At 51.9% G+C, this 25,274-nt stretch carries 18 protein-coding genes and 1 pseudogene; 11 read left to right on the forward strand and 8 right to left on the reverse strand.

Annotated elements, in window-relative coordinates; translation table 11 throughout:
• The first annotated feature begins 119 nt into the window (after positions 1 to 119).
• The 3 genes from topA to purS all read left to right on the forward strand — a co-directional run bounded on the left by topA (position 120) and on the right by purS (position 4,247).
• Positions 120 to 2,525: a type I DNA topoisomerase gene (gene topA, locus F4Y64_00415; protein ID MXX96073.1), complete on the forward strand. Its 2,406-nt coding sequence runs from the start codon at positions 120 to 122 to the stop codon at positions 2,523 to 2,525.
• A gap of 57 nt (positions 2,526 to 2,582) precedes the next feature.
• Positions 2,583 to 3,833, forward strand: coding sequence for a hypothetical protein (locus F4Y64_00420; protein MXX96074.1), 1,251 nt, complete (start codon positions 2,583 to 2,585; stop codon positions 3,831 to 3,833).
• 162 nt (positions 3,834 to 3,995) lie between these two features.
• Entirely contained in the window at positions 3,996 to 4,247 is a 252-nt protein-coding gene (purS, locus tag F4Y64_00425; GenBank protein MXX96075.1) for a phosphoribosylformylglycinamidine synthase subunit PurS, read from the forward strand.
• A 182-nt stretch (positions 4,248 to 4,429) separates the two neighbouring features.
• Here purS and F4Y64_00430 read toward each other — a convergent pair whose 3' ends face one another.
• The 3 genes from F4Y64_00430 to rnhA form a co-directional block, all read right to left on the reverse strand.
• Complete coding sequence (locus F4Y64_00430; GenBank protein MXX96076.1) at positions 4,430 to 4,894, reverse strand: DUF488 domain-containing protein; 465 nt, start codon at positions 4,892 to 4,894, stop codon at positions 4,430 to 4,432.
• A 425-nt stretch (positions 4,895 to 5,319) separates the two neighbouring features.
• Positions 5,320 to 7,827, reverse strand: a complete 2,508-nt coding sequence (locus tag F4Y64_00435; protein MXX96077.1) for a hypothetical protein — start codon at positions 7,825 to 7,827, stop codon at positions 5,320 to 5,322.
• 25 nt (positions 7,828 to 7,852) lie between these two features.
• Positions 7,853 to 8,308 (reverse strand): ribonuclease HI, encoded by a 456-nt coding sequence (gene rnhA / locus F4Y64_00440; protein MXX96078.1) that lies wholly within the window; start codon positions 8,306 to 8,308, stop codon positions 7,853 to 7,855.
• Between the two features lie 7 nt (positions 8,309 to 8,315).
• On the opposite strand from rnhA, the gene obgE reads away from it, so the two are divergent.
• From obgE to rlmB, 6 genes are read left to right on the forward strand one after another with little or no spacing between them, the layout of a single operon-like run.
• Positions 8,316 to 9,332: a GTPase ObgE gene (obgE, locus tag F4Y64_00445; protein ID MXX96079.1), complete on the forward strand. Its 1,017-nt coding sequence runs from the start codon at positions 8,316 to 8,318 to the stop codon at positions 9,330 to 9,332.
• Complete coding sequence (locus F4Y64_00450) at positions 9,329 to 10,309, forward strand: RluA family pseudouridine synthase (protein ID MXX96080.1); 981 nt, start codon at positions 9,329 to 9,331, stop codon at positions 10,307 to 10,309. Before obgE ends, F4Y64_00450 begins: the two co-directional genes overlap by 4 nt.
• Before the next feature lie 15 nt (positions 10,310 to 10,324).
• On the forward strand, positions 10,325 to 11,611 hold the full coding sequence (locus F4Y64_00455) for a histidine--tRNA ligase (protein ID MXX96081.1): 1,287 nt from the start codon (positions 10,325 to 10,327) through the stop codon (positions 11,609 to 11,611).
• Between the two features lie 2 nt (positions 11,612 to 11,613).
• The gene (locus F4Y64_00460; protein ID MXX96082.1) at positions 11,614 to 12,504 is read left to right on the forward strand and encodes a prolipoprotein diacylglyceryl transferase; all 891 of its coding nucleotides are present in this window, start codon (positions 11,614 to 11,616) and stop codon (positions 12,502 to 12,504) included.
• A gap of 1 nt (position 12,505) precedes the next feature.
• Entirely contained in the window at positions 12,506 to 13,903 is a 1,398-nt protein-coding gene (locus F4Y64_00465) for an aspartate aminotransferase family protein (protein MXX96083.1), read from the forward strand.
• Entirely contained in the window at positions 13,893 to 14,654 is a 762-nt protein-coding gene (rlmB, locus tag F4Y64_00470; GenBank protein ID MXX96084.1) for a 23S rRNA (guanosine(2251)-2'-O)-methyltransferase RlmB, read from the forward strand. Before F4Y64_00465 ends, rlmB begins: the two co-directional genes overlap by 11 nt.
• Positions 14,655 to 14,729: 75 nt before the next feature.
• On the opposite strand, the gene F4Y64_00475 is transcribed toward rlmB, so the two are convergent.
• The 3 genes from F4Y64_00475 to F4Y64_00485 form a co-directional block, all read right to left on the reverse strand.
• Positions 14,730 to 16,172 (reverse strand): amidohydrolase, encoded by a 1,443-nt coding sequence (locus F4Y64_00475; protein ID MXX96085.1) that lies wholly within the window; start codon positions 16,170 to 16,172, stop codon positions 14,730 to 14,732.
• 321 nt (positions 16,173 to 16,493) lie between these two features.
• Complete coding sequence (locus F4Y64_00480) at positions 16,494 to 17,468, reverse strand: flippase-like domain-containing protein (GenBank protein ID MXX96086.1); 975 nt, start codon at positions 17,466 to 17,468, stop codon at positions 16,494 to 16,496.
• Positions 17,462 to 18,193, reverse strand: coding sequence for an outer membrane lipoprotein carrier protein LolA (locus tag F4Y64_00485; GenBank protein MXX96087.1), 732 nt, complete (start codon positions 18,191 to 18,193; stop codon positions 17,462 to 17,464). Before F4Y64_00485 ends, F4Y64_00480 begins: the two co-directional genes overlap by 7 nt.
• On the opposite strand from F4Y64_00485, the pseudogene F4Y64_00490 reads away from it, so the two are divergent.
• Positions 18,180 to 18,662 (forward strand): annotated as a pseudogene (locus tag F4Y64_00490) (molybdenum cofactor carrier). The gene F4Y64_00485 and the pseudogene F4Y64_00490 overlap by 14 nt on opposite strands.
• Here F4Y64_00490 and F4Y64_00495 read toward each other — a convergent pair.
• Positions 18,632 to 19,762, reverse strand: coding sequence for an aminotransferase class V-fold PLP-dependent enzyme (locus F4Y64_00495; GenBank protein ID MXX96088.1), 1,131 nt, complete (start codon positions 19,760 to 19,762; stop codon positions 18,632 to 18,634). The pseudogene F4Y64_00490 and the gene F4Y64_00495 sit on opposite strands and share 31 nt — an antisense overlap.
• A 67-nt stretch (positions 19,763 to 19,829) precedes the next feature.
• On the opposite strand from F4Y64_00495, the gene F4Y64_00500 reads away from it, so the two are divergent.
• Positions 19,830 to 22,460: a c-type cytochrome gene (locus F4Y64_00500; protein ID MXX96089.1), complete on the forward strand. Its 2,631-nt coding sequence runs from the start codon at positions 19,830 to 19,832 to the stop codon at positions 22,458 to 22,460.
• 35 nt (positions 22,461 to 22,495) lie between these two features.
• On the opposite strand, the gene F4Y64_00505 is transcribed toward F4Y64_00500, so the two are convergent.
• The gene (locus tag F4Y64_00505) at positions 22,496 to 25,216 is read right to left on the reverse strand and encodes a hypothetical protein (protein ID MXX96090.1); all 2,721 of its coding nucleotides are present in this window, start codon (positions 25,214 to 25,216) and stop codon (positions 22,496 to 22,498) included.
• Positions 25,217 to 25,274: the final 58 nt, after the last annotated feature.

Below are 25,274 nucleotides of genomic sequence, written 5' to 3' on the forward strand. Positions count from 1 at the left end.
TCATCACACGGAGCAGCAAATTTAATGCAAAAATCGTTATTGGCACCAACGATACAGTCTATATCTTGGAACGTTGTATCTCGCTGTGCGTGTGAACGGCGCCAGAATTCATTTGCCCTATGTCAAGTTTGGTAATTGTTGAATCTCCTACGAAGGCCAGGACGATTAGTCGGTTTCTGCCTTCATCAAAATATCGGATTATGGCTAGTTGGGGACACATCCGTGATCTGCCCCGAAATGCAAAGGAGATTCCGGCCAAGTATAAAAAGGAGCCCTGGGCCACGCTTGCCGTACAGATTGAGGACGGCGAGTTTAAGCCTCTTTATATCATTCCCCCAGACAAGCGTAAGGTGATCAAAGAACTCAAGGATGCCCTCATTCAGGCTGATGAGTTGTTGATTGCAACGGACGAAGATCGTGAAGGCGAGGCCATCGGTTGGCATCTGATCGAGGTGCTCAAACCGAAGGTGCCTGTGCGCCGAATGGTGTTTCACGAAATTACAAGAAGAGCCATTGACAAGGCGCTCACTAATACCCGTGATGTAAATCAGAATCTGGTTGAAGCCCAAGAATCCCGGAGAGTCTTGGATCGCCTGGTAGGTTACAAGATTTCACCGGTATTATGGAGGAAGATTGGCAAAGGTACCAGTGCGGGGCGCGTCCAGAGTGTTGCGGTCCGGCTTTTAGTTGAGCGCGAAAAAAAGCGTATGGAATTTTTGCCTGCTCAGCATTGGGATCTGGAAGCAACCTTACAGGCCAATACCGACCAATTCAAGGCCACGATGACGCATCTTGGAGATCGGAGGTTGGCGACGGGGCGTGATTTTGATGATAATACCGGTGAGATCAAAAAATCTCTGAAAGATTCAGGGATCCTTCTTTTAGGAAAACAGGAGGCTGATCAATTGGTCGCCCAACTCCCCTCGGCAGATTGGCGTGTTGCCAGCATTACCTCCAAAGAACGGAAGCGAACCCCTGCGGCCCCATTTATCACCTCTTCACTGCAGCAGGAAGGTAGTCGTAAGTTCGGATGGGGAGCTAGCAAAACGATGACGGTTGCTCAGAAACTCTACGAGCGCGGATTCATCACCTATATGCGTACGGATTCGATTACTCTCTCCCAGGAGGCCCTCACTGCGGCGCGTGAAGCAATTGTGCGTACGTATGGGGAGGAGTACTTGAGTAAGCATGTTCGTCGGTACAAGAGCAAAGTAGCGAATGCTCAGGAAGCTCATGAGGCAATCCGCCCTGCCGGCCGGGAGATGAAGACCGCCAGTCAACTCGGATTGCACGGAGATGAAAGGAAATTATATGACCTGATCTGGAAACGCACGGTCGCAAGCCAAATGCCAGATGCCAGGATGCGGGATATCAAGGTGATTTCTATGGCTACCCTTCAAGGTAGTCCGCCAGTACATTTTCGATCAACCGGGCGACAAGTGTTATTTCCCGGGTTTTTACTGGTGTACGTTGAGGGCAGTGATAACCCTGAAAAAGTAAAAGAGAGTACTGAGAAGTACCTGCCAGCGCTTGAAGCTCAGCAGCCATTACAGTGTGTGGATCTCGAATCAAAAGACCACGAGACAAAACCTCCTGCCCGCTATACGGAAGCATCGTTGATCAGGAAATTAGAAGAGGAAGGGATTGGTCGCCCCAGCACCTACGCCACCATTGTCAGCACAATCCAGGAACGGGGCAGTGCAATCAAGTCTGGCTCAGCACTCGCTCCAACACTCCGTGGATTTGCGACGAATGCGTTCATGGAGGAACGTTTCGAATCTCTCGTAGATGTCGGCTTTACCGCACAGATGGAGAAGCGTTTGGATGAAATTGCACAGGGCAGGGCAAAGGGACAGGAGTTTCTCTACACGATTGATCAGGGAGAGGAGGGACTCCAGAACCGGGTAGAAATGGCCATGGATCAAGTGGATTCTCGCGCAATCTCCACGATTCATTCCCCCAAATTGAAGCAGTGCATCGTTCGAGTGGGGCGCTATGGACCATATGTGCAGGCAACCATTGACGGAAAGGAGTTGCGGAGTACCGTCCCGGACCACTATTTACCTGCCGATGTTGATGATGAAAAATTGCTTGGTCTTCTCAAAGCAGCAAAAGCTCCCGCCAAACAGTTGGGTATTCACCCTGAAAGTGGCCAAACGATTTTACTCAAGAGTGGTACCTATGGCCACTATATTGAACTTGTGGAACCGGAAGGATCAAAAAATAAACCCCGACGAAAATCAATCCCCAAAGGGGTTCAACTAGAGGATGTAAATCTGGAGCTTGCCTTGGAACTGCTCAGGTTTCCGGTTGAATTAGGGGTGGATGCGAAGACAGGGGAGCGAGTATTCTTTGATAAAGGTCAGTACGGGCCATTTGTAAAGCGAGGAAAACTAAATGCATCGGTTGGAAAAAATCGAGGTTTAGGAGAGATCACGCTGGACGAGGCGATTGAGCTACTGAACAAGAAGGCTGCAAGCCCCCGCAAGAGTGGGAGGGGGCGAAGGCGGTCAAAAAAGAGATAGGGCAACACCCTTGACTCCGATTTATTGACTTTTTGGGGACAATTTCCTATCCTCAGCTTGGCAATTCCGCACATTTGTTCCGACCCGATGAAGAACCACGCTGTAAGCACACCCTCCGCCAACGCAAGGATTGTACTGTACGGAGCCATCGTCCTAGTAGCCATCTATGGGTTGTTGATGTCCGCCACCACGCTTGCTGCTCAGACGATAGTTGAGAGTGAAGAACCAAGTCGCTCTGACCTGACCCTGTCGGACGAGCCGTTGGCGCGTATCGGTGTCCTTGAAGGTCCAATGGAATACATGTTCGGCGAAATAACCGGCGCGATTCGGCTCGAAGACGGAAGTGTAGTTGTGGCGGATGAGCAGAGCTATGAAGTTCGGATGTTCGACGCCAGTGGTCGGCATTTGTGGACAAGCGGACAACAAGGCGAGGGACCAGGAGAGTATGGGGGACTCCGGTTGCTGAGAGGTTGTCCGGGAGCCGCCATCACGGTTTTCGACTGGCATTTGGACCGAATTACCGAACTCGACGCGGAGGGCGACTTGATCGACACCCGGAGGCTCAGCGAGGCCGGAGTAAATCCGTACAGCGAGCCCATGTGTGCACCCGATGCCAGTTTAATTTTCACGCCTTGGCCGGACCGCACGGACTACGCATCCTTGAAGGTGGGTGAGATCTTCCGCTGGAGCATGTCGCTGAGCCGGACGCAGGGTGACAGTGTGATGATCCTGCGTTCTGGGATACCCGGTACGGAGCGTTTCTTTTATGGTGGGGGCACCGGGCCGAGGGAGTGGGGAAAGGTCATGGTCTTCGCGGCGACTGACACTGGCGTGTGGTACGGGTCGGGCGATGACTACGAACTCGAACACGTCGACTGGAGTGGTCGTGTCACGCGCATTGCGCGGTGGACCGGACCAGACCGGGAGGTGACAACTGGGCATCTCGACCGCTATCTGAACGCCTACTTGGCCCGGTACGACACACCTGCGGAGCGCCAGCGCTTCGAGAGGGAGCGTTGGCCGGACATTCGGAATGACCTACCGGAGCAGTTTCCCGCCTTCGAAACGGACGGGCTTATGGCGCTGCCGGACGGCAGCCTGTGGGTCACCACCTTCGGTTGGCGGTCGCTGGACCAGGAACTCCACCTGCTGCACCCAAGCGGCGCGTGGGTGGCTCGCCTCATCGTCCCCGCGCGCTCGACGCTACTGGATGCCGGGTCGGACTGGGTACTCCTTTTGGAGCGCGGCGAATTCGGTGAGCACAGCGTGGCTGTGTATAAGTTGGTGGAGGCGGGCGATGCCGGTTAGTGCGGATGGCCGGATCGGGCCTGTCACCAAACGGGAAACCAAATGCGAACTCCCTCCTCCACCGCGCGAGATCTTCCGGCGGTGAGGTAGTCGGCGCCCGGCCATGGGACCTTTAATGCTATGATATCAATTTAATTCGCTTTAGGTAACCGAATCTTTGATATGTATAAAGCGCGCATCACAGTTACGCTCCGCCCGGCCATATTGGATCCACAGGGAAAAGCTACGCATCATGCATTGCAGAATTTGGGCTTTGACCAGATAAGCTCTGTTCGAATTGGCAAGTACATGGAACTTCAGGTCTCTGCAGATACGGAAGAGGATGCAGAGTCTGTGACACGTGCCGCCTGCGAAAAGTTACTTGCCAATCCGATTATGGAAGATTACAAGGTCCAGATTGAACCGGTAAGTTAGGAGGTCGGAGAGTCTCTGACTACACCCTCTTTACAGAGTGCGTCAAAAAATGTGTCACGTGTTGTTCCGTGGGCACCAATTGTCCAATTAATCATCGGATCGGACGCGTCGAAAAGTCTTTCTGCAGAGAAGGGAAGTCACGAAATAGTTCTTTCTGTCCCCCAGTGCGCTCATACATCACCTCACTTTTGACTCCTGCTACTGCCATCCTTGAGTAGGTGCTCAACTTCGATTCCTTCCTGTACTAGGGCCTCCCCAATCATACCGGATCGGTGGCACTGTGTTGGATTTGCCTCGGCACATAGCAGGCAGACGATATAATTTCGCTCGCAGGCCGAACGCAAACGTGCAATACCCTCCTTGAAGAAAGGCATTGCGCGCACCTTCTCGTAATTCACATGGTTATTATCGTAACAAGATTCATCGTCCGGGCGTCCGCCCAACTGGTGTCCCATGAATCCATACTTCAGTCCTGCGTTGCGAAGTGCTGTTGCCAGTGGTTTTCGTGCAAACTCAGGCTGATACTTGGAGTAAGAAACCGAGCGAACGTCAATCACAAACTGGATCTCTTTAGCTCGTATCTGGCGCACAATTTCGTCCACTGTGCGTCCCCCGTGTCCGACCGTATATACACGAAATTTAGACATGTCAATTCAAAGATAGGCGATGATGTGTCAGTTGTCGAGTTACCTGCTTATAAGGCCCAGCTCCGGTCAAAAGATTCGGTTAAATACGTAATTGCCAATAAATTTGCCATCGTAACCGTAGACATGAACTTGTGTATCCATTAGATCGACGTAGCACATAGTACCATTGTGATCGATATCAAAATTCACCAATAACCCGATCATTTCATATGCATTACCCTCATCAACACCTACCGTTGCTATATCCATCATGTCCCAACTCGAAGCGGGGATCCGAGGAAATAGGAGTATATTCTTTCGTCGGATGAATTACCGACTGAGCAGATGTTTTTAACGGAGGCAGCAGAACCACGACCGATAGAACAAGACCACGTCTGACGCAAAGCAGCAACTGCCCAGCATGAGGGAAGACGCGGAAATTCGGGTTAGTTCAGAAACTTGTAGCTGAACTTGAGCAACAGCACGTTCACAGGGGGGAGATTGAACGTGTCGGCCAACTGGTTTGACGTGGTTTGATCAAAGGGAGAAATACCGCCCACATCAAACAGGTCTGCGTCATCACTCGTTGAGCGGGCTTGTGACCACACCAGGTACAGCACAGATCCTGGACGGTACTCCCAGCGCAGTACGGTGTTGGTCTGGAATCTGCTAAAGGCAAAATCGTACTGCTTGGGCCATGCAGGAACCGGGACGAGCGTGTCCCGATTTTGTAGTACTTCAAAGCTGGTGTATTGTCCGCGGGCTGCAAAAAGTTGCCCGTAGAACTGGATCACTAAGTTGGGAGACAGGGTGATGCCAGTACGCAAGGTAATATCAGCAGACCGCGTATTGCGATGACCAAATAGGGGCACGTAATGATTGCCCTCGTCGTCCCAGGGCTCACGTGCCGAGAGTGCATTGTTGAGTGCCGCATTGGTAGGAATTGGACGCCATGCCTCTATCTCGGACGGATCATCATTACTTTCTTCTCCGATCAATAAAGTATTCCCACTGAAGGAGAGGGCTTCATTGGCGGCCCATTCAGTAGTATTGATTTCACGACCCAGCCCAACCTCCAGAGACAGGTTGAGTTTGGGAGTAGCAGTCCACTCCAGTTCCAGTTCAGGCTCTACGACTCGTCCTCCATCCGCAAACATAACTCCCGCAATAGCGGGCTCGAGGGTCCATTTACGGCGGGTATCGGTTCTGTATCCAACCTCGAATTCGAACTCCCGCGGGCGGGCCCGTGCGTCCAATCCCCGAGTTTCGTATTCATTGTATCCCCCGAAGAGATAGTCAGTCTGGAAATTCACTTCCACCTCACTGTAGCTGTTCAGGGTCCAGTCAGAACGAAAGAATGTGCCAACACCATCGTGCAGTCGCTCGTCGTAGGAAAAGCCGCCCCCACTGAACAAAAAAGCAGATGCACGGCGGAAAGGTCCAAAGGGCGCCCCTCCATTAATTTGGTGGAAGACTCCACCAGAGAAATTTACATAATTATTTTGGCGTAGGCGTCCAATGTCATTGGGGTTATATCCATCGCTGATGACCGCCACGTCGGCGGAAAAATTCCATATACTACGTTGGCGATCTGCACTGAGCGTCAATGCATATCCCTGTTCGGACTCGCCATCTTCGATGCGATGAGTTCCACTAAACTGCCCCGAAATACTGTACATATTGTCCAAGATGCGGATGTCCCAGTCGGTCCCACCCGTATAACTTCGTTCACCATGTTTGTTGTCATAGAGGGTTGCGATGCCACCGATACTGGAGAGGGTACCGATACGTTGCCGTACACGACCAACACTATAGAGGTTCTCTGGGTTGTAATCATCTCCCGTAGACGCACCAAAGAACCCAAAATCGAGCCCTTTTTCTGTTCTTCCAGAGAGTTTGGCTGCACCTAATACAGCGGCGTGTGAGCCAACGCGTCGTGTATACAAGAGCGACCCTCCTCGTACGACGTTGTAATTGAAGATAGACACACCCTCTGTGAAGAATGGTCTTCTTTCAGGAAAAAAGGTCTCAAAAGCCGTCAGGTTCAGCTCGGCAGGATCCGCCTCGACCTGTCCGAAGTCTGGGTTAATCGTTGCGTCAAGCGTGACGTTGGAGGAGATTCCGATCTTCACGTCAGCTCCCACATCTCCAGAATAGGATGAGGTAGATTCTTCAGAGTCACGGGTAGTACTCCCAACCGTGTACGGGGTGACTTGAATGTTTCGTCGGGGACGAATTTCGATAATTCCTTCCAGGGTACCATATTGTGCAACCACCCCACTTCTGCGTTCAGCTCGTGGTATGAGTACCCAGTCGCTTACCTCCCCAAGTCTCGGAATGACACGTCGAAAATTGATCCCCCAGCGCTGGTTAGGTGTATCGGAAAATCGGAGCATCGTAAAGGGGATTCGCATTTCTACGACCCATCCCTCCGGAGTACTACGCACAGCACTTCGCCAAACTGCATCCCAGGAAGTGTCAAAATCAAAGCCCCCACCTCCTCCGCCTCCACCAGGCCCACCGCCAGTGTAAATTCCATCTGCCTGCACGCCCGCCGCATTGACTCCAAAATTATATGCCGTCTTGCGATCCAGATAGGAGTCAATGGATGCGATAAACCAGTCCGCCTGGTTGAATTCATCTCGGCGACCCAGTGTGCGTCGAATCTGTTCAGGTTCCGTATCCCGGAGAACGGCACTGATGAAAATCTGACTCTCTCCGTAAAGAACACGAACCTCAGTCTGCTGGGTGGCGGGATCTCCTTCATTCGGTGAGTATTGGGTAAAATCCGTGGCGATAGCCGCACCAAGCCATGCTTCTTCATTGAGCACGCCATCTATCTCGATATTCTGCGAGACGTAAGATGCGGAAAGCCTACAGTCCTCAGGGCAGTTGTCAGGGAGGACTGCCGAGGGTAGAGTACCCATCAACAAAGCCGATACTATGAGGAGCATTGAATAAAATCAGGGTAAATTTTTGTTATGTATGCTCTGAAACACGTGAAACGCGTTCGCCCGCGCTTACGGCCAATTGATCGACCCGGTTATTGAGTTTATTGTTCGCGTGGGCTTTAACTTTGATCCATTGGACGCTATGTTTTTGGGTTTCATTCCATAGGGCCTGCCAGAGATCTTGATTTTTCACTGGCTGGCGATTTGTAGTCATCCAGCCGTTTGAACGCCATTTATCGATCCAGCCATCCGTAAACGCTCGTTTGAGATATTGACTATCCGTATGAAGTTTTACATCGCAACGCTCTTTCAAGGCTTTCAAAGCCTGCAAAGCTGCATTCAGTTCCATGCGATTATTCGTCGTTTCCAGTGAGCCCCCTGAAAGAACACGTTCCTCCGTTCCGTACCGAAGGATGGCGGCCCAGCCGCCTGGTCCGGGATTACCTTGACAACTCCCATCCGTATAGATCGTTACCTTCTTCACTGTCTCAATGCGATTTATAGATCAAGTTACCGTTTATGTACGAAGTGGTCATGGGGGTGCTGGAAGCGTAGCATTTCGGCGTGAAAAATATGTTCCAAAGGGCGGTCCGGCAGGAGGAAATGGCGGGCAAGGCGGTTCTGTAATTCTCCAGGCAGACAAACATCTGTATACGCTGCTGGATTTGCGATACAACCCACACCAGCGTGCGCCCCGGGGCGAAGGGGGGCAGGGGAACAACCGTGCCGGTAAAGACGGTGGGGACCTGGTTTTGCGCGTACCCTGCGGCACGATTGCCCGGGTGTCGGACAGTGGAGAGCTCTTGGGTGAAGTGGTAAAGCATGATGACCAGCTTGTACTCGCGAAAGGCGGGCGGGGTGGCAAAGGAAATACATTCTTTAAATCTGCTACGCGACAGGTTCCCCGTTATGCTCAACCTGGAGAGCCGGGTGAGGAAAAAACGATCCAACTGGAGTTAAAGATGTTGGCGGATGTCGGCCTGGTCGGATTTCCAAATGCGGGTAAAAGCACGTTAGTTGCCTCTGTTTCTGCTGCGCGCCCGAAAATTGCCGATTACCCATTTACCACACTTGCCCCAAGCCCTGGTGTCGTCCGTGTAGATGAATATGAGTCATTCGTGATTGCTGATATTCCCGGCATTATTGAGGGGGCAAGTAAGGGGAAGGGGTTGGGGCTACGCTTCCTTAGGCATATTGAGCGCAATGCAGTACTGCTATTTTTAATCCCGGTGATCTCTGACGATATTGTCTCTGAATTTGAGAATCTTATGCAGGAATTACACAATTATGACCCAAAGCTTTCTCAGAAACGTCGATTTATTGCGCTGTCAAAAGCAGACTTGCTCCCCGAAGAAGAACATGCATATTATCTCGATCAGGCTCGCCGCCGGTTTGGTTCACAAGAGGATGTATTTCTGATTAGCGCAGTAGCCGACTTTGGATTAGATACATTAAAGCGGGAGTTGTGGAAATGTGTTCAAGAGGAGCAGCTGCAGAGCGAATCATGAAGAAACAAAATGTCCTGGTTGCCAAAACTGAGCAGCGTTTGGATGTGGCCTTGGCATGCATGCCCGATATTGGGTCTCGGAATCAGGCACAGAAAGTCATTCGAGCTGGCGGTGTGACGGTAGATGAAAAAACTGTGGTGCGTCCATCCCATCCCGTAACCCCAGGTCTCGTCATTCGGTGGACATCGCCCACCGTGGAGCCAATGAGTCTTCTTCCTCAGGCATTGCCGTTGGATATTGTCTATGAGGATGAGAGCCTTCTAGTGATCAATAAGCCTGCGCGGATGCCGGTTCATCCTGGAGCAGGGAGACCAACCGGAACCTTGGTAAACGCATTACTGCATCATGTGGACGGAGATTTACCACATGCGCTGGATGAGCCCTTTCGCCCAGGGATTGTTCACCGGCTGGACATGGATACGACGGGGCTTTTGGTTGTTGCCAAAAACGATGCGGCGCACCGTGCGTTACAGTCCCAATTTGAAGCGCGATCCGTTGATAGACATTATGTTGGAATCGTTTGGGGAGTGCCAGATCCCCGATCAGGTACCATAGATGCTCCAATTAGTAGATCTGCACGTAACCGGACTATAATGGCAGTACGTCCTGATGGCCGTCATGCAATCACACATTATGAAACACATGAAATTCTGGGTCCAGCCGCTTTGGTACAGTTCAAGCTGGAGACGGGCCGAACCCATCAAATCAGGGTGCATTTGAGCCACATGGGACATCCACTTGTCGGAGATGCAGCGTATGGAGGAGCGACTATCAAGCATGGCCCCGTTACAAGAAATCGGCGGGCATTTTATGCGAATATCTTCGATGTATTGGATAGGCAGGCACTGCACGCACGGTCGCTGGGGTTTTGTCACCCCGATTCTGGGGATAGGATGGAATTCGTGGCAGACCTTCCGGAGGACATAGTCTGGACTAGAGAGCAGTTGCGCAAAGATGTTGCTCACTTCCGAGGTTGATAAACCAATAATCCAGTGAAGAGCACTTTTCAGACAATAGAGGGAACGAACGATCTGCTGCCTGGCGCCCAGAGGGCACTGGTACGCACAGAGGTATGGCGTTATGTAGAGCGTGTGATTCATGAGGTCATGCACCGGCATGGATTTTCAGAAATCCGGACTCCCGTTTTAGAGCCTACCGGACTCGTTGCACGGGCCATTGGGCAACTTTCTGATATTGTCTCCAAGGAGATGTTTACGTTTGAGCGCGGAGATACGAGTTATGTCCTGCGACCAGAGCTGACTGCCCCCATCATGCGATCCTATTTACAGCATCATTTGGATCAGCAGCCGGGGGTACAGCGACTGTACTATATCGGTGCCTGCTTTCGGGCCGAGCGCCCACAGAAAGGACGATATAGGCAGTTCCACCAATTCGGAGCAGAAATCATCGGGACCGAAGATCCAAGAGCAGATGCAGACATCATCGCGGTGATGATGGAGGTTTATCAGGCGCTCGAGCTTCTAGGGACCAAGCTTATCATCAACACACTTGGAAGTGCGGAGACCCGGCCAAAATATCGCGAGGCATTAGTCAATTACCTTGAGCCACACCGGGAGAATCTAACCAAGGTCAGTCGTGAGCGTCTCTCTCGTAATCCGCTTCGGATCCTGGACACAAAAGTCGAGGCAGAACGCAAGATTCTTGAACAGGCTCCCTGTTTACATGATTACCTTGACGAAAAGAGTCAGGTGAACTACGAGGCCCTTAAGAGACTTCTTGAGTCGATAGGGATTACGTACGTAGAGGATCCAATGCTCGTTCGCGGGCTGGATTACTATACCCGCACGGCCTTTGAGCTTGAGCATGACGGCATCGGAGCACAGAGTGCACTGGCCGGTGGGGGGCGCTACGACCTCCTGGCCCCTGCAATCGGGGCAAAGAAGCCTGTCCCTGCCGTTGGTTTTGCGGCGGGCATAGAGCGCCTCATTCTTGCCATGGAAGGATCGGAGTTGTCGCTACCGGAGGCGGATTCATTTGATGTATGGATGATCGCACTGGGAGATGCAGCGGGTGAAAAAGCATTTACATTTGTGCAAGCTCTTCGAAGGGCAGGGGTACGGGCAGGCCTGGAGTTAACTAGCCGCTCAATGAAGGCACAAATGCGCCTCGCAAATCGCGCAAACGCAAGTTGGGTTGTCATCCTGGCCGAGGAGGAGATGAAAACCGAAAAAGCAACTGTCAAGAATATGGTCACCGGGGAACAGACGGCCGTTCAATTTTCTAGATTAATACAAAACCTGACTGGAAAACTCAAATAATTATGTATCCACGTCTCCTTGAGATTCCGATCCCCATTGAATTTTTGGGCATGGAGTCGATTACGATCTATTCATTTGGTGCAATGATGGCCACCGGGTTCCTGGTGGCGGCTTGGCTCATGCGACGTGAGCTTGATCGATTATATCAAAAGGGAAAGCTTCAATCTGTACAGATTGAAGCAAAGAAAGGGCGTAAGCAAAAACAAAACGTCGATACAAGTCCGGCATCGCTGGTGGGCACAATTACAGTGATTGCGGTTATTGGAGGCATTATCGGGGCAAAGGTTTTTCATATTCTGGAAAATTGGGGAGATTTCATGGTTGACCCCGGTGGAATGATTTTTTCCCAAGGCGGGCTCACCTTCTATGGGGGCTTGATCTTTGCCGCAGTCGGAATTATCTGGTATGTTCGCAAGCACGGCGTTCACTTACCTCTTTTTATTGATGCCACACTGCCGACAGTCATGTTGGCGTATGGGATTGGACGGATTGGGTGTCATCTCGCGGGGGACGGAGATTGGGGGATCCCCTCAAATCCAGACATACAACCAAGCTTTATACCGGATTGGCTGTGGGGAGAGACCTATCCGAATAATATTCTTGGCCAGACATTGCCCGAATCTGGTGTTTATCCAACATCCATCTACGAATTTGTGATGGCGACAGTATTATTTGCAGTGCTGATGAGCTTACGTAATCATCCATTCCGTGCAGGTTGGCTGGCATCACTTACCGTACTGTTTTTTGGGGTAGAACGTCTTTTGATTGAGCAGATCCGGGTCAACAATGTGTTTGAATTTATCGGTCTGGAGGTCACACAGGCGGAAGTGATCTCGGTGATCATGATTCTTATGGGGATCGCGGGGCTGGTATTTACAACCCGGAAGAAATAGCATGACCCAGACCACTGCGGCGCAGTCGCTCGGGGCCTGGCTCAAAGAGGCAGATCGCTGTGTGAGCACATGGGAAGCACGTTGGGGTCCCTATGAGCCGCATCCATCTCTCCGTGTAGATCATGAGGCTCTGAGCGCCTCGTATGAAGCCTATGTGAATCGGCTCACGGGGAATTATCCTTTCTTCCACCCCCGTTATGCAGGACAGATGCTCAAGCCACCGCATCCAGTTGCGATTCTGGGTTACCTTACGGCAATGCGCATTAATCCGAACAACCATGCGCTGGATGGTGGGCCGCCAACGGCGGCAATGGAAAAAGAGGTAGTCATCGAACTGGCCAAGATGTTCGAGTTCCCGATAAATGCGTTGGGACATCTGACCAGTAGCGGAACGATTGCCAATCTGGAGGCGCTCTTTGTAAGCCGGGAGGAGCACCCAGACAAAACGATCGCGGTCAGCCAGGAAGCCCATTACACGCATGCCCGCATGGGCCATGTGCTGGGTGTATCGGTAGAGAATATTGCCGCTGATACAAATGGTCGAATGGACCTGGAAGCACTCGAAAAGGCTCTCCGGTCGCGGAAGATCGGAACGGTGGTTCTGACTGCTGGCACGACCGGCTTGGGAACGGTAGATTCGATAGCAGAAGCGATCCCTCTGTGCCGGCAATATGGTGTGCGAGTTCATGTGGATGCTGCATACGGAGGGTTCTTCAGATTGCTGAGCAGGAGCGAGATATTGGATCCTGTAGTTGCCAGAAATCTTGATGCAGTCAAAGACGCGGATTCAGTTGTTTTGGACCCCCATAAACACGGACTTCAGCCATATGGCTGTGGATGCGTTCTCTATCGTGACCCAACGATGGCAAAGCACTATTTGCATGATTCTCCATACACTTACTTTACGAGTGAGGACCTGCATCTGGGTGAAATCAGCCTGGAGTGCTCACGGGCCGGCGCGGCAGCAGGGGCATTGTGGCTGACTCTGCAGCTGTTACCATTGTCTGCAGATGAGGGGCTGGGCCCTATACTCTCTTCCTGTTTAGAGGCCGCACAGCGTTGGCATGCTGCACTGGAGGATACCCCACTCAGAAGCTGGGGAAAGCCGGAACTGGATATCGCGTGTTATTACCCCGAGGCGAATCCAAATTCTGCCAGCGCTATTGACCGGGCTTCTCAGGCACTTTTTGAAAATTCGATGGCTTCCACGACGAACCCGGTGTTTCTGAGCGTTCTTCGTGTACAGTCGGCAGATTTACGTGCCCGCACGCCCGATATGGAGATGGATCAGGAGAGTGTTCGAATTCTGAGAAGTGTCCTGATGCGTCCTGAGCAGGCGAATTTTGCAGAGTCGCTGGTAGACTCCCTAGTGGGTTTTGTACAGTCTCATGTCCGTTGATCCCCCACTTATCATTGCCGGACGCAATGCAGTCCGGGAGGCATTGGAGCGCACCCCCGAATCACTGGAGAAGGTATGTCTTCAACGAGATGCTCGCGGTTTGAACCAAATTCGAAGCCTTGCAACCAGAGCGGGGATTCCGGTTCAAATGTTGCCAAAGGACGGACTACGGCGTTTGGCAGATGGGATGACGCATCAAGGAGCTGTAGCATTTCAGGCTGCGTTTTCCTATGCGGATTATTCGGTGATGTTAAAAGACATTGCAGCAGACCTTGATACGGTACGGGCACAGCGCCCGCGGTTATTGTTGTTGGATGGGATTCAGGATCCCCGAAATTTTGGCGCTATCGTCCGTTCGGCTGTTGCATTTGGTGTTCAGGGACTCATTGTATGCGCTCATCACATGGCCCCGGCCAATGCGGCTATGGTCAAGGCTAGCAGTGGCACTGCGCTGCGGATGCCGATTGCTCGCGTTGGTCGACTTGCAGATGTAATTCCCGAGCTAAAAGAACGGGGTTATTTTGTGTATGGTACAGCGGCCCACGGAGCGCATTCGATCTGGGAGATGGACTGGAACTGTCCTGTCGCACTGGTGATCGGTAGTGAGGGGAGAGGATTATTCCCGGATACGGAACGCATTTGTGACCGTCTGGTCTCGATTCCCATGGACGGGGATGTCGAATCACTGAATGCGTCCGTCGCGACCGGTGTCCTCTTGGCGTTGGCTTTTCAGCCGGGCTATAGGGGCTAAACGAAAAAATAGTTTTTTGTCGCGCCCAAGCAGAATCGGTGATGATCTGCTCCAATTCAATCGAGGAATCAGTCACTATCTGCCTAGTTCAGCCATCACTTGCTGCACTTGGTCTCCGAATGTGCGCGCTCTTTCAATGACCTCTTTTTCGTCCACGGTGAGGACTTTACGGTCTTGAACGACGATACGGCCATTCACGATTACAGTATTGACATCGCTTCCACTAACCGCGTACACCAAGTGTGAATAGACACGATAATGCGGTGTCAGTCCCGCACGATCCATGTCAACAAGTACGACATCGGCGCGCTTCCCCGGTTCTAACGAGCCAATCTCTTCGTGCAGATTCAGTACTCTTGCACTGCCCATGGTCGCCATTCGGAAAACGGTTTCCGCTGGCAGGGCAGCGGGGTCGCCGAGCGCCAATTTATGAACCTTTGCAGCGGTATCCATTTCATCAAACAGATCGAGATCATTGTTGGAGGCGGGACCATCTGTTCCGAGTCCCACTGGAATTCCTGCAGAGAGTGCCTTGGTGATCGGGGCGACCCTTTCGATTCCAAGTTTCATGTTACTCTGAGGGTTATGTGCGATTCCGGCACCGCTTGCAGCAATTTGTGAAACGTCTTCGTCTGACAGGTAGATCGAATGGGCGAGCACGGTCCCAGGCCGGAGCGCACCAATAGAGTCGAGCGCCTCAATGACTCCCATGCCAGCTAACTCACGAAAGGTTGGGTTCTCGGAGGAATCTTCAAGTACGTGGATTTGAAATGGAGCACTATAGCGCTCTGCAAGCCGGAAAGCAGCTTCGATATCTGAAAGAGGTGTGGTATAAACTGCATGGGCAGCGACAGACGGAACTACAGTGGGATGGTCTTGATACTGCTCCATGAATTCTGCCGCATCCGATAGGGATTCTTCGGGAGAGGCGTAGTCTGGCGCGGGAAAGCCGATGACGTGTGGGCCAGTTACGATGCGAATCCCAGCTTCGGCCGAGGCTCTCACAATATCATCACGGAAGTAGTACATGTCCGCAAAGGTGGTGGTGCCACTTTTCAGCATCTCAATAGATGAGAGCAAGGTGCCCCAGTACACAAAATCCGGCTCCACAAGTGCAGCCTCTGCTGGGAAGATGTAGTCATTGAGCCAGGTGAGTAGGGGGAGGTCGTCAGCCAGTCCACGCAGAAGAGACATGGCCGCATGCCCATGGGTATTGATCAGGCCGGGAATCACAAGATGCCCAGTTGCATCAATTCGCATGACTCCTTCCGGTCGAGGTGCATCAAACTCAAGTAACGCAGCAATGCGATCATCCTCAATTAGCACTGCGCCACCTTCGAGGATCGTTCCAGTGCTATCCATCACTACGACCGTTCCACCGTCGATCAGAATGGGGCGGGTGTCACCCTCCCCAAGTTCGCGATCTCCCGTACATCCCATACTCAAGGTCAGAAGCAATGCGATCAGCCATTTCGAATGAGTAGGGATGCGCTTATTAATATTAATGCCTTGGTACATAGAGAAATCCTTAGCAGTATGGGTATTTACACTGCGATGTGTTTCGGTGACAAGGAAGATGTTTTTCTTCTACACTGCCAGAGAGTATAGGTTTTTCCAGAATTATTGAGATTTTTCGGACGGGTCCGTCGTCGCCAGCGGGCTTGGTGGGCCGTTCTGGGTGGAAATGGGATAGGCTGCCACGCACCAGAATTGTCCCCTTTGGATAGCAGCATTGCGTTCCCTTGGTCCGCAATCTTATTGCGGGAAGTTATCAACCTTTAGCTACAATATTGCGGTGGGGCGGCACATACTTTCGTTAGACCCACGGTTTGATCTTCTTCAAACCTTGGCACGTGAGGTAATCGCAGAAGTCAATAGAATCACTCCTCCAATAGCAAGGTAAAGGATCAGTTGTGCGCCGTGAACGAAAATAGCATAGGCCGCCGCATCCGGCCGCGCGATCCCGTACACGGATGTCAGTGTCAGGATGGTAATACCGTGGAAGGAGCCCAATCCGCCCGGCGTAGGAACCAGGATGCCCAGCACCCCGATGAACATGATTGCCAGACCATCCCAGTAGGATAAATCTAGTTCAAACATTACCAGTGGGATGTAGGCCATAAAGCCGTACATCAGCCACATGATTACCGTTGTCCAGATCAGTCGCCAGCGTTTGGGCGTACGGTATACCGTTTTAATTCCGTTGGCAAATTGGGTGATTAGTGCTGAAAGTCGATTACGCAGGGATGCAGTGAACTTCAAGCGGAGTCCAATATAGATTATGATCGCAATCATCAGACAACCGACTGCAATCCATACCCATGGCAGTTGTCGTAATGACAATAGCTCAAACAGAGACTGCAGTTGTTCACGGATGAATACCAGAGTGATGAGCAGGCCAAAACCCAACACAAGGAGATCAGCGATACGCTCAATGGCCACCGTTCCCAATAGTGCAGAGAATGAGAGTTTTTTCCTAGTTGACAAATGCGTACACCTGGCAATCTCCCCGGCACGAGGTATTACATAGTTGACCATGTTTCCGACCATGACGGATGCAAACAGATCCAGTGTGGAGACCCGGGATTTGGAGTCCTCGGGGAGTGCGATGATCAATGCCTGCCATCTGTATGCCCGGATCCAATGACTCAGCAAGGTGACTCCAATCACAGGCAGAATCCACCCATAGTGTGCAAAGCGCACGGATTCAATGAATTGTGCAAATTCAACGTCGCGCAGGGACAGCCAGATTAAAAATGCCGCCAGGAGGAAGGATAGCAGCAGTATATGCAGGCGAACTGGACGAGTCACGATCGCAGGTCAATGACTTCAGCCCCCTCAGGTGCTCTGAATTCAAAGGTCTCAGGGGGGATGGGTAGGCCGACACGAATATTCTCCAGTTCAATCTCCGTACGAACGGAGCTTTGATCCAGAGCAACGATCTGTTTAATCATACGATCATGTTCACGGATCCAGAGTGTCAGCGAAGAAATTGCAAAATCCTCTTCCAGGGGGTAGAGCTCAAGCCGAAAATAAGGGACCCCGTCAAGGATTTCACGCGAGGAAGCGTGGGGATGGTAGAGTTCTCCGTAGGAACGAAAAAGTGCACCAGGAGAATAGGCCAGACCATCCCTATCTACCGTGGTCATGAGGACTTGGTTGTCTGCTGCGCGATAAATCCATACTTCTTCACCTTGTCCAGTGATGACTTCATGAAGCGTTTCAATACGGTAACGGTCACCCCAAAGCTGTACCGTTCCCGTCAGGGTTTGTGATCCATCCCAGGCTTCAGACGTGAGGTGATGCACAAATGTGGCCTCCATGGTATTCTGATAACGGGCGACTACCTCGTCCAACAGCGCCACTGGAGATGGCACCTGCGCCAGAACACCGGTAGACACTGGAACGATGTACCCAATAAGAATAAGAGCTACTCTCAGCCCCGAGGCAGAACGAATCATAGGAGTCGTACTATAACTCAACGTGTGGTGTTCGCTTAGTCTCAGGTCCAACATAACCACAAGAGTGTCAGATTCCAAGTTCACAATAATCAGTGGTGGTCAGACGGGGGTGGACCGCGCAGCGCTTGATGTTGCGATCAAATGGGGACTTCCCTACAAAGGTTGGTGTCCTGCCGGGCGCTGGGCAGAAGATGGGAAAATCCCGGGACGATACCTGCTTCGTGTAACCCCGGAGTCAAATCCAGCACAGCGCACGGTCTGGAATGTACAGGAGAGTGACGGCGTACTCATTTTGGGCGGAATAGAGGACTCAGAAGGGACCCAGCTTGCCCGGAAAACAGCAGAAGAACTGCATCAACCTGTTCTTCATGCAGAATTGGGAGATCCTGTCGAATTGGTCATTCAGTAGGTGCGGGCCTTGGAATCTGGTATCGTGAATGTAGCGGGGCCACGCGAGAGCGAACATCCTGGGATCTATGAAGGGGCGTTCGAATTTCTGGACAGGGTCGTTCAAGGTTACTTGGCCGCAGAGAGAAATACGTCCTGAAGTGCATCAATATCTGCACCGGTGTTATATACGTTTGGAGAAATACGTATTCCACTGCCGCGCATAGAGACAGAAATTTGTTGTCGTGCCAATTCGCTGCTCAGGTGGGTCTGATCGACATGTTCTGGCAAGGTGATTCCAAATAGGTGTGAAAAGCAGGAGTCGTGAATCGTATATCCCCTTCTGCGAATGGCGGGTAGAAAATCCTTGATCAGGCTGGAGCAGTACGCCTGAATTTGTTGAGGCTTCCAGTCAAGTATCTGTTTCAGGGCTTTGACCATCATCGCGGTTTGTGCGAAGCTGTTCGTTTGGCCCCGATCGAATCGAGCTGCCCCAGGGCGATACCGGTCGGTATAGTTAGTCAGGTTTCCAAAATTATCGCTGCCATCCCTTGCGAGCCAGCCTTCCTCGAGGGGAACCCCGTCGATAAACGACTCCCCCATGTACAAGAATGCAGTTCCGTAGGGCCCTAAGAGCCATTTGTATCCAGCGCACACCAAAGCGTCCGGCTTAATTGCCTGGAGATCGAAGGGCAGTGCTCCAATAGACTGTGTCCCATCAAGAATGAGGTATGCTCCGACATCATGCGCACGCTGGCTGATTTCAACCAGATCAAAAGAAGACCCATTCGCCCAATGGAGAGTCCCGATCGCAACAACGGCTGTCCGGTAGGTAATGGCCTCAAGTATTTTTTGCGTCCACTCTCCACCATGACTGGTCACGGTCCGGATTGTCGCGCCGGTCTCGTTTGACAATCTTTGCCATGTATACACGTTGCTTGGAAACTGACCATGCGCGAGGATAATGTTGTCGCCGGAGCCGACGGATAGGTTATGTGCAATCGTTGCGATCCCATAGGAAGTTGCCGGAATCAAGGCAACATTCTCTGATTTTCCATTGATAAGCTGTGCGAATAAGGTTCGGGCGTGATTCACTTCCTCAAAAAACATCGAGGGGGTGATCTGAGATGGATCTCTCTCCAATCGAAGCGCTTCTATACCCGCAAGCTCGACACTGCGCATGAGGGGGGACATAAAAGCGCAGTTGAGATAATGCTTATCAGCAGAGAGAAAGAAATTTTCGTGTTGGCACGTCAACATTCGACTAAGATATGCAAAGACCGATAAGGTTCGTACCTTCTTGTGGAATAAAGCTTACTGTCAGACGATGAACTTAAGAATTTTGATTCTTTTAAGTGCAGTATCCTTCGCCACATTTGGGATCTTGGGTTGTACCCAAATGGGTGGAAGTGCAGATGATGCGCCCCCGGAGTTGGTTTTACCAGAGGGGTTTCGTTCTGAGGTCCTGTATAGTCCAATGCAGACGGACTCTAGTTCTTGGGTTTCCCTGGCGGTAGACGGAGAAGATGGCCTCTTTGCCTCGGATCAATACGGAACACTGTACCACATAAAGCCGGCTCCGATTGGAGGGAATCCCGAGAATACGGAGGTTACCGCATTGGATCTGGAGCTAGGTCATGCGCAGGGATTGCTATGGGCTTTCAACAGCCTTTACGTAGTCGTCAACAGTGAGGAAGGAATTGCTGAACACAGTAGCGGGCTCTACCGGGTTATCGACTCGGATGGTGATGCTGTGTTGGATAGCGTACACACATTGGTACAATTTGAGGGATGGGGAGAGCATGGACCTCATGGAATTGTTCTCGGGCCCGACAGCAGTTCCCTGTATCTGATCGCAGGGAATCATACCGAACTGCCAGGTATCTACACCCCGATTGTCCCTCCAGTTTGGCAAACGGATCAACTGCTTCCAACACTACGTGACCCGCGAGGTCACGCGGCTGATCGGCAGCCACCCGGGGGGTGGGTCATTCGAACGGATTCACTGGCATCCGAACTGGAACTCCTCAGTGTAGGTTATCGCAACGCATACGATCTTGCCTTCAACAGGGAAGGGGAGCTCTTCACATTCGACTCAGATATGGAATGGGATTTAGGTATGCCATGGTACCGGCCGATTCGTGTCGTGCATGTAACCGGAGGAAGTGAATTCGGATGGCGTACAGGGTCTGGTAAATGGGCAGACTATTATCCTGACAATCTTCCAGCTGTAGTGGAAATCGGTCAGGGAAGCCCAACAGGAATTGTATCCGGTAAAAATGCGGCATTCCCACCCAAATACCGCCGGGGGCTCTTTGTCTTTGACTGGAGTTTCGGGACCATCTATCATGTAGCATTGAAGGCGCGTGGAAGTACGTACACGGGAGTGGTGGAAGAATTTCTGAGTGGTGTACCGCTACCGGTTACCGATGGGGTGATCGGACATGATGGGGCGCTTTATTTTGCAACGGGAGGTCGCCGGCTCAACTCGTTCCTTTTTCGGGTCTACTATGAGGGTGTGACAGAACTGGAATCTGATACTGCTCCTGAGCGTTCGCCGCAACAAGTGCTACGACATTCCCTGGAAGCTCTGCATCGCGAGACGACAAATCAAGAGGCACTGGATGCTGCCTGGGCTAGTTTGAATCATAGTGATCGTTTTGTTCGCTACGCGGCTAGAATTGCTATTGAGCATCAGCCGGTCCGTCAATGGCAATCAAGGGCGCTGAGTGAGCCGGATCCAATTCGTAGAATTCATGCCATCATCGCCTTAGCACGCCATGCTGATCAGAGTATGGCGCCCCAGGCCCTGCGAGCTCTGCTGAATATTAATCCATCTGAGCTCTCGCGTGCCCAGGAATTGGATTTGGTTCGAGCAATGGGACTCGTATGTATTCGGCTGGGATTCCCTGAGGACCCGCTTCGCAGTGAGCTCATTGATCGATTGCAAAAGTATTACCCATCGTCGGACGAGGTATTAAATCGGGAATATGGACGCCTGTTGGCTGCGTTACAAGCACCGGGGTTAGTAGATCAGATGGTGGCTCGCTTGTTGGAGTTGAGTGGAGCAGGTCCTGAAGAAGCTTTTTTGATTTCAGGCGAGGTGGCCGAGCGGAGTGAGCAGTATGGCGAAGCAATCACAGAGATGAAAGCCAATCCTCCCAGTCCAGAAGAGATCGAATTGGCCATGAATCTGCGAGGGCAAAAATCAGGGTGGTCAATGGAGTTACGGGAAGATTATTTCATGTGGTTCCATGAAGCGATGCGGCGTAGTGGGGGAGAAAGCTATGTAGGGTTTATCGAGGATATCCGTGCTGATGCGGTCGAGCAATTGACGGACGACGAGAAGGAGGCGCTGGCCGGACTCGTAGACTCTTCACCGGGGCAATCCTTGGCGGATTTACCAGTTCCAGAAGGGCCGGGTAAGGCTTGGAACCGGCAGGAACTCAGCCAAATGCTTGATGATGCACTTGGAGAGCCACGGGATTTTGCACAGGGGGAGGCCATGTATGCTGCTGCATTTTGTAGTACTTGTCACCGAATGGGAACGGCAGGGGGAGCGCAAGGACCGGATCTGACCGGGATTGGGTCAAGGTTTTCTCGCAATGAGATCCTTGAAGCAATTGATTCCCCCAGCGACGAAATCAGTGATCAATATGAAGCTTCCGTGCTGACCTTAAGTAGCGGTGGCAGGGTTGTGGGGAGAGTCCTGCGGGAGGAGGAGGGGCGGGTATTTGTTAGTCAGAATCCCTATGATCCGTCTCAGGAGACCAGTGTAGAGGCTTCAGAGGTTCTTTCCCGTGATGCGTCACCTGTCTCAACGATGCCTTCTAGGTTATTGGATCGATTAAATGAGGACGAAGTAGCAGATTTGATCGCCTATCTTTTGAGCGGCGCAGACGCAGAGCATAAATGCTTTACAGGAGAAGACGGCTGCCAGACCGACGAGGATGAATAAAGCGTAAGTGGGATCGGGAATACGGCGATTTTAGGTCAACTCGAAGTTGGGTCTTCCTCAATAGCGTAGACCGTACTCTGGACGGCTCCCTCAAAAGCAATCCCATTGGAGTCAATGAGGTCGTAGGAGATTTCGAGGATCCAGGTTGGTTCCAGACCAGGAAGACTCAAAGTGACTGTGGAATCTCGGAGAGATACGGCGGCGAGCCGTAGTCTCTGGACATTGTGGCGTTCGGACCCATAACGGCGCGAGCGCTCAAGATCCCAGGTATGTACCCGGTAATTACTCGCCTGGGTCGCAGAAGCCTCTTCAAGTGCAGAGGTGAAAGAGAGTTCGACCGCTCCCTCAAGCACTCGCATGGACTCGGGCATGTGTACTGTCCCACCCGTATATCGAATGCGATAGAGGCCGCCGGTTTGGATCATCTGACTCGTTGCCCACGCGGACATTCCAACGACATAAAGTTGCCCGTCCGCAGGATTCATGCGTCCTCGCATTAGGCCAGTTGGGAAATCCGGCAAAGGGAGTTGCACAATCCCAGCTTGCTGTACTCCCCCCACCGATTGGGGCATCACAAGGAATATACGACCGTACCCATAAGAGAAACTGAGAAGTTTGTTGGACAGTGGCCCCCAGCGATCACTTGTTGTCCAGAGTAGCTCAGCAGGTGAGCGGTCATACCTCATGTCGATCCATACCAAGGGAGGCTCCATCGCTTCATCTGAGGAGTCTGCGGGGGCCCCATATCCATACATATTCCCGTAAAACCCTCCAGGTTCAACGACATTGATACGGTTCATTGGATTCCAGTGTCCCTCCTGATCGGTGACCATAAACGTACCATCTGGATTGATCGTAACCCCGTTCGCTGCCCGAAATCCGGTAGCGAGTATGGTACTTTCTTGGCCGTCCGCACTCACGCGGATTAGGGTGCCATGTTGGGGGATCAGGGCAGGGCGGGCGTGTCGGGCACTTTTTGCATAGTAAAAATTCCCTTTCTCATCGGTCTGCAACCCCATTGCAAACTCATGAAAATGTTCGGTGACCTGGTGGTCATTATTAAAGCTCTCGTAGTAATCTGTGAGGCCATCTCCATTAAGATCATGCAGGCGGGCAATCTGATTTCGGCTATTCACATAGATATCTCCTCCGACCGCACGAATCCCCAGTGGTTGGAAGAGGCCGGATGCAATACGGCGCCATTCAACAGATCCAGATTGTCGGGTAATCCCTGAGAGGTGCCACACCTCGCCGTCAATCGTTGTGATGACGGCCTCATTCCCGTCGGCCATAAAATCGATCGCGGTTGGACGCATCCGGCTATTCCAGGGATTATCCAAAGGAAGCGTGAGGACATCGGCAGTGTAGCCTTCCCCGGTTCCAGGGAGAATTGGCGATTCAAGTACTGGAGCTTCGGCGGGTGGGCCGCCTTGGGTATACTGTGTGAGATCATCGGGCGGGGCAGAGGTTGCATCACTGGCCCCATAGATCAACTTGAGATTAAGATCACGAGGGACGGTCACCAAGTGGGCTCCATTTTCTTGCCTGAGCACCCCACTAGGCATTCCATCAGGGGAAGCAATGACGGTCAATGGTACACTGTCAGGGGCTGCGTGAAGAACCAGTGGACGCACTACTCCCGTAATATTTAGCGTTCGGCTCAACAGGGTATCTGCTTCCGGGGCAAATGATTCGAGAACTCGGGCCCTTCCAACCGTGTAATGGAGAACGATCTGATCACCATGGACATACAGGCCTTTGTAATGGCTCCAGTTTTGGGGTAGGGGTCCAAACTGACGGCCGTCTACGGCGCGAAAGCGTGGATCCTCTGCTGAGCCTGTGGCCGGACTGGCCCAGCCTGGAGCCATCGCAGTTTCAACGTGTAAGTCTCCCACAATCCGGGGGAAGATGTTATGCTGGTCATCCAGCAGGATATCCTCCCAATCAATGAACCCGTCACCACTCCAGTAAGCGGCCATGCGCATGAGATCATGGTCAAACAATACAAATGCATTCCCGGCTGCAACTCCACCATCCCCTGGATCAAGTCTGATGGCAATGCCTTTGTAAGCGAAATTCCGGGAGCGAAAATCTTCATTGGGAATGGGGCTGCCTCGACGGTTGATTCCTTTTGATCCATCAGATGCATGTGCAATCTCATAGGTCCGCATCAAAAATGTCCCGTAATCCATGTCCTTCCACGGAGTGTTTTGTGCGGGTTCAGGGCCGAAGGAAGTTCCCCGGGGAAGTTCGTCCAGATAGGAGGAGGTGATCTCAAAGAAAGCATCCGGATTGTGGTCATGCAGAAATTCTTCCCGGATATAAAGGATTACAGCGTACTTTTCCTGCGGAGTTAATTGCGACTGAGGTGGCATAAGTTCGCGCCCCAGCGTGAGTGTATTGTATAGGGAGAGCGGATCGCTTCCATACTTGAAGGGATCTTCCCAGAATTGACGTGAATTGGGGAGTGTGCCCTGGATGCTGGGGGTTCCGTGGCAGGAAAAACAATTGGTTCGGTAGATCTGCAGCCCGCGATGATAGAACTCCTCAGTCCAGTTGTTAATGATTCCGGCGTGATCCAGTACATGTTCGTAATCCGGGAGATCGGACGGACTCAGAATGGTAGGACCTGCAGACTCAGGAGTCTGGCATGACGCCAAGGCAAGTAGGACAAGAGGAAGTAAGTAGCGCTGGAGCATGGGGGATAGGATAAGATATTCGCATTTTGTTCGCAAGTCCCACCCCGAGCATCTCATGGAATGCCCCTACAGGTGCCTTGGGGTTCGAATCAATTGATGTTCAGGGCCCGTTAAG

This window comes from Rhodothermaceae bacterium (genome assembly GCA_009838195.1).
Classification (GTDB): domain Bacteria; phylum Bacteroidota; class Rhodothermia; order Rhodothermales; family Bin80; genus Bin80.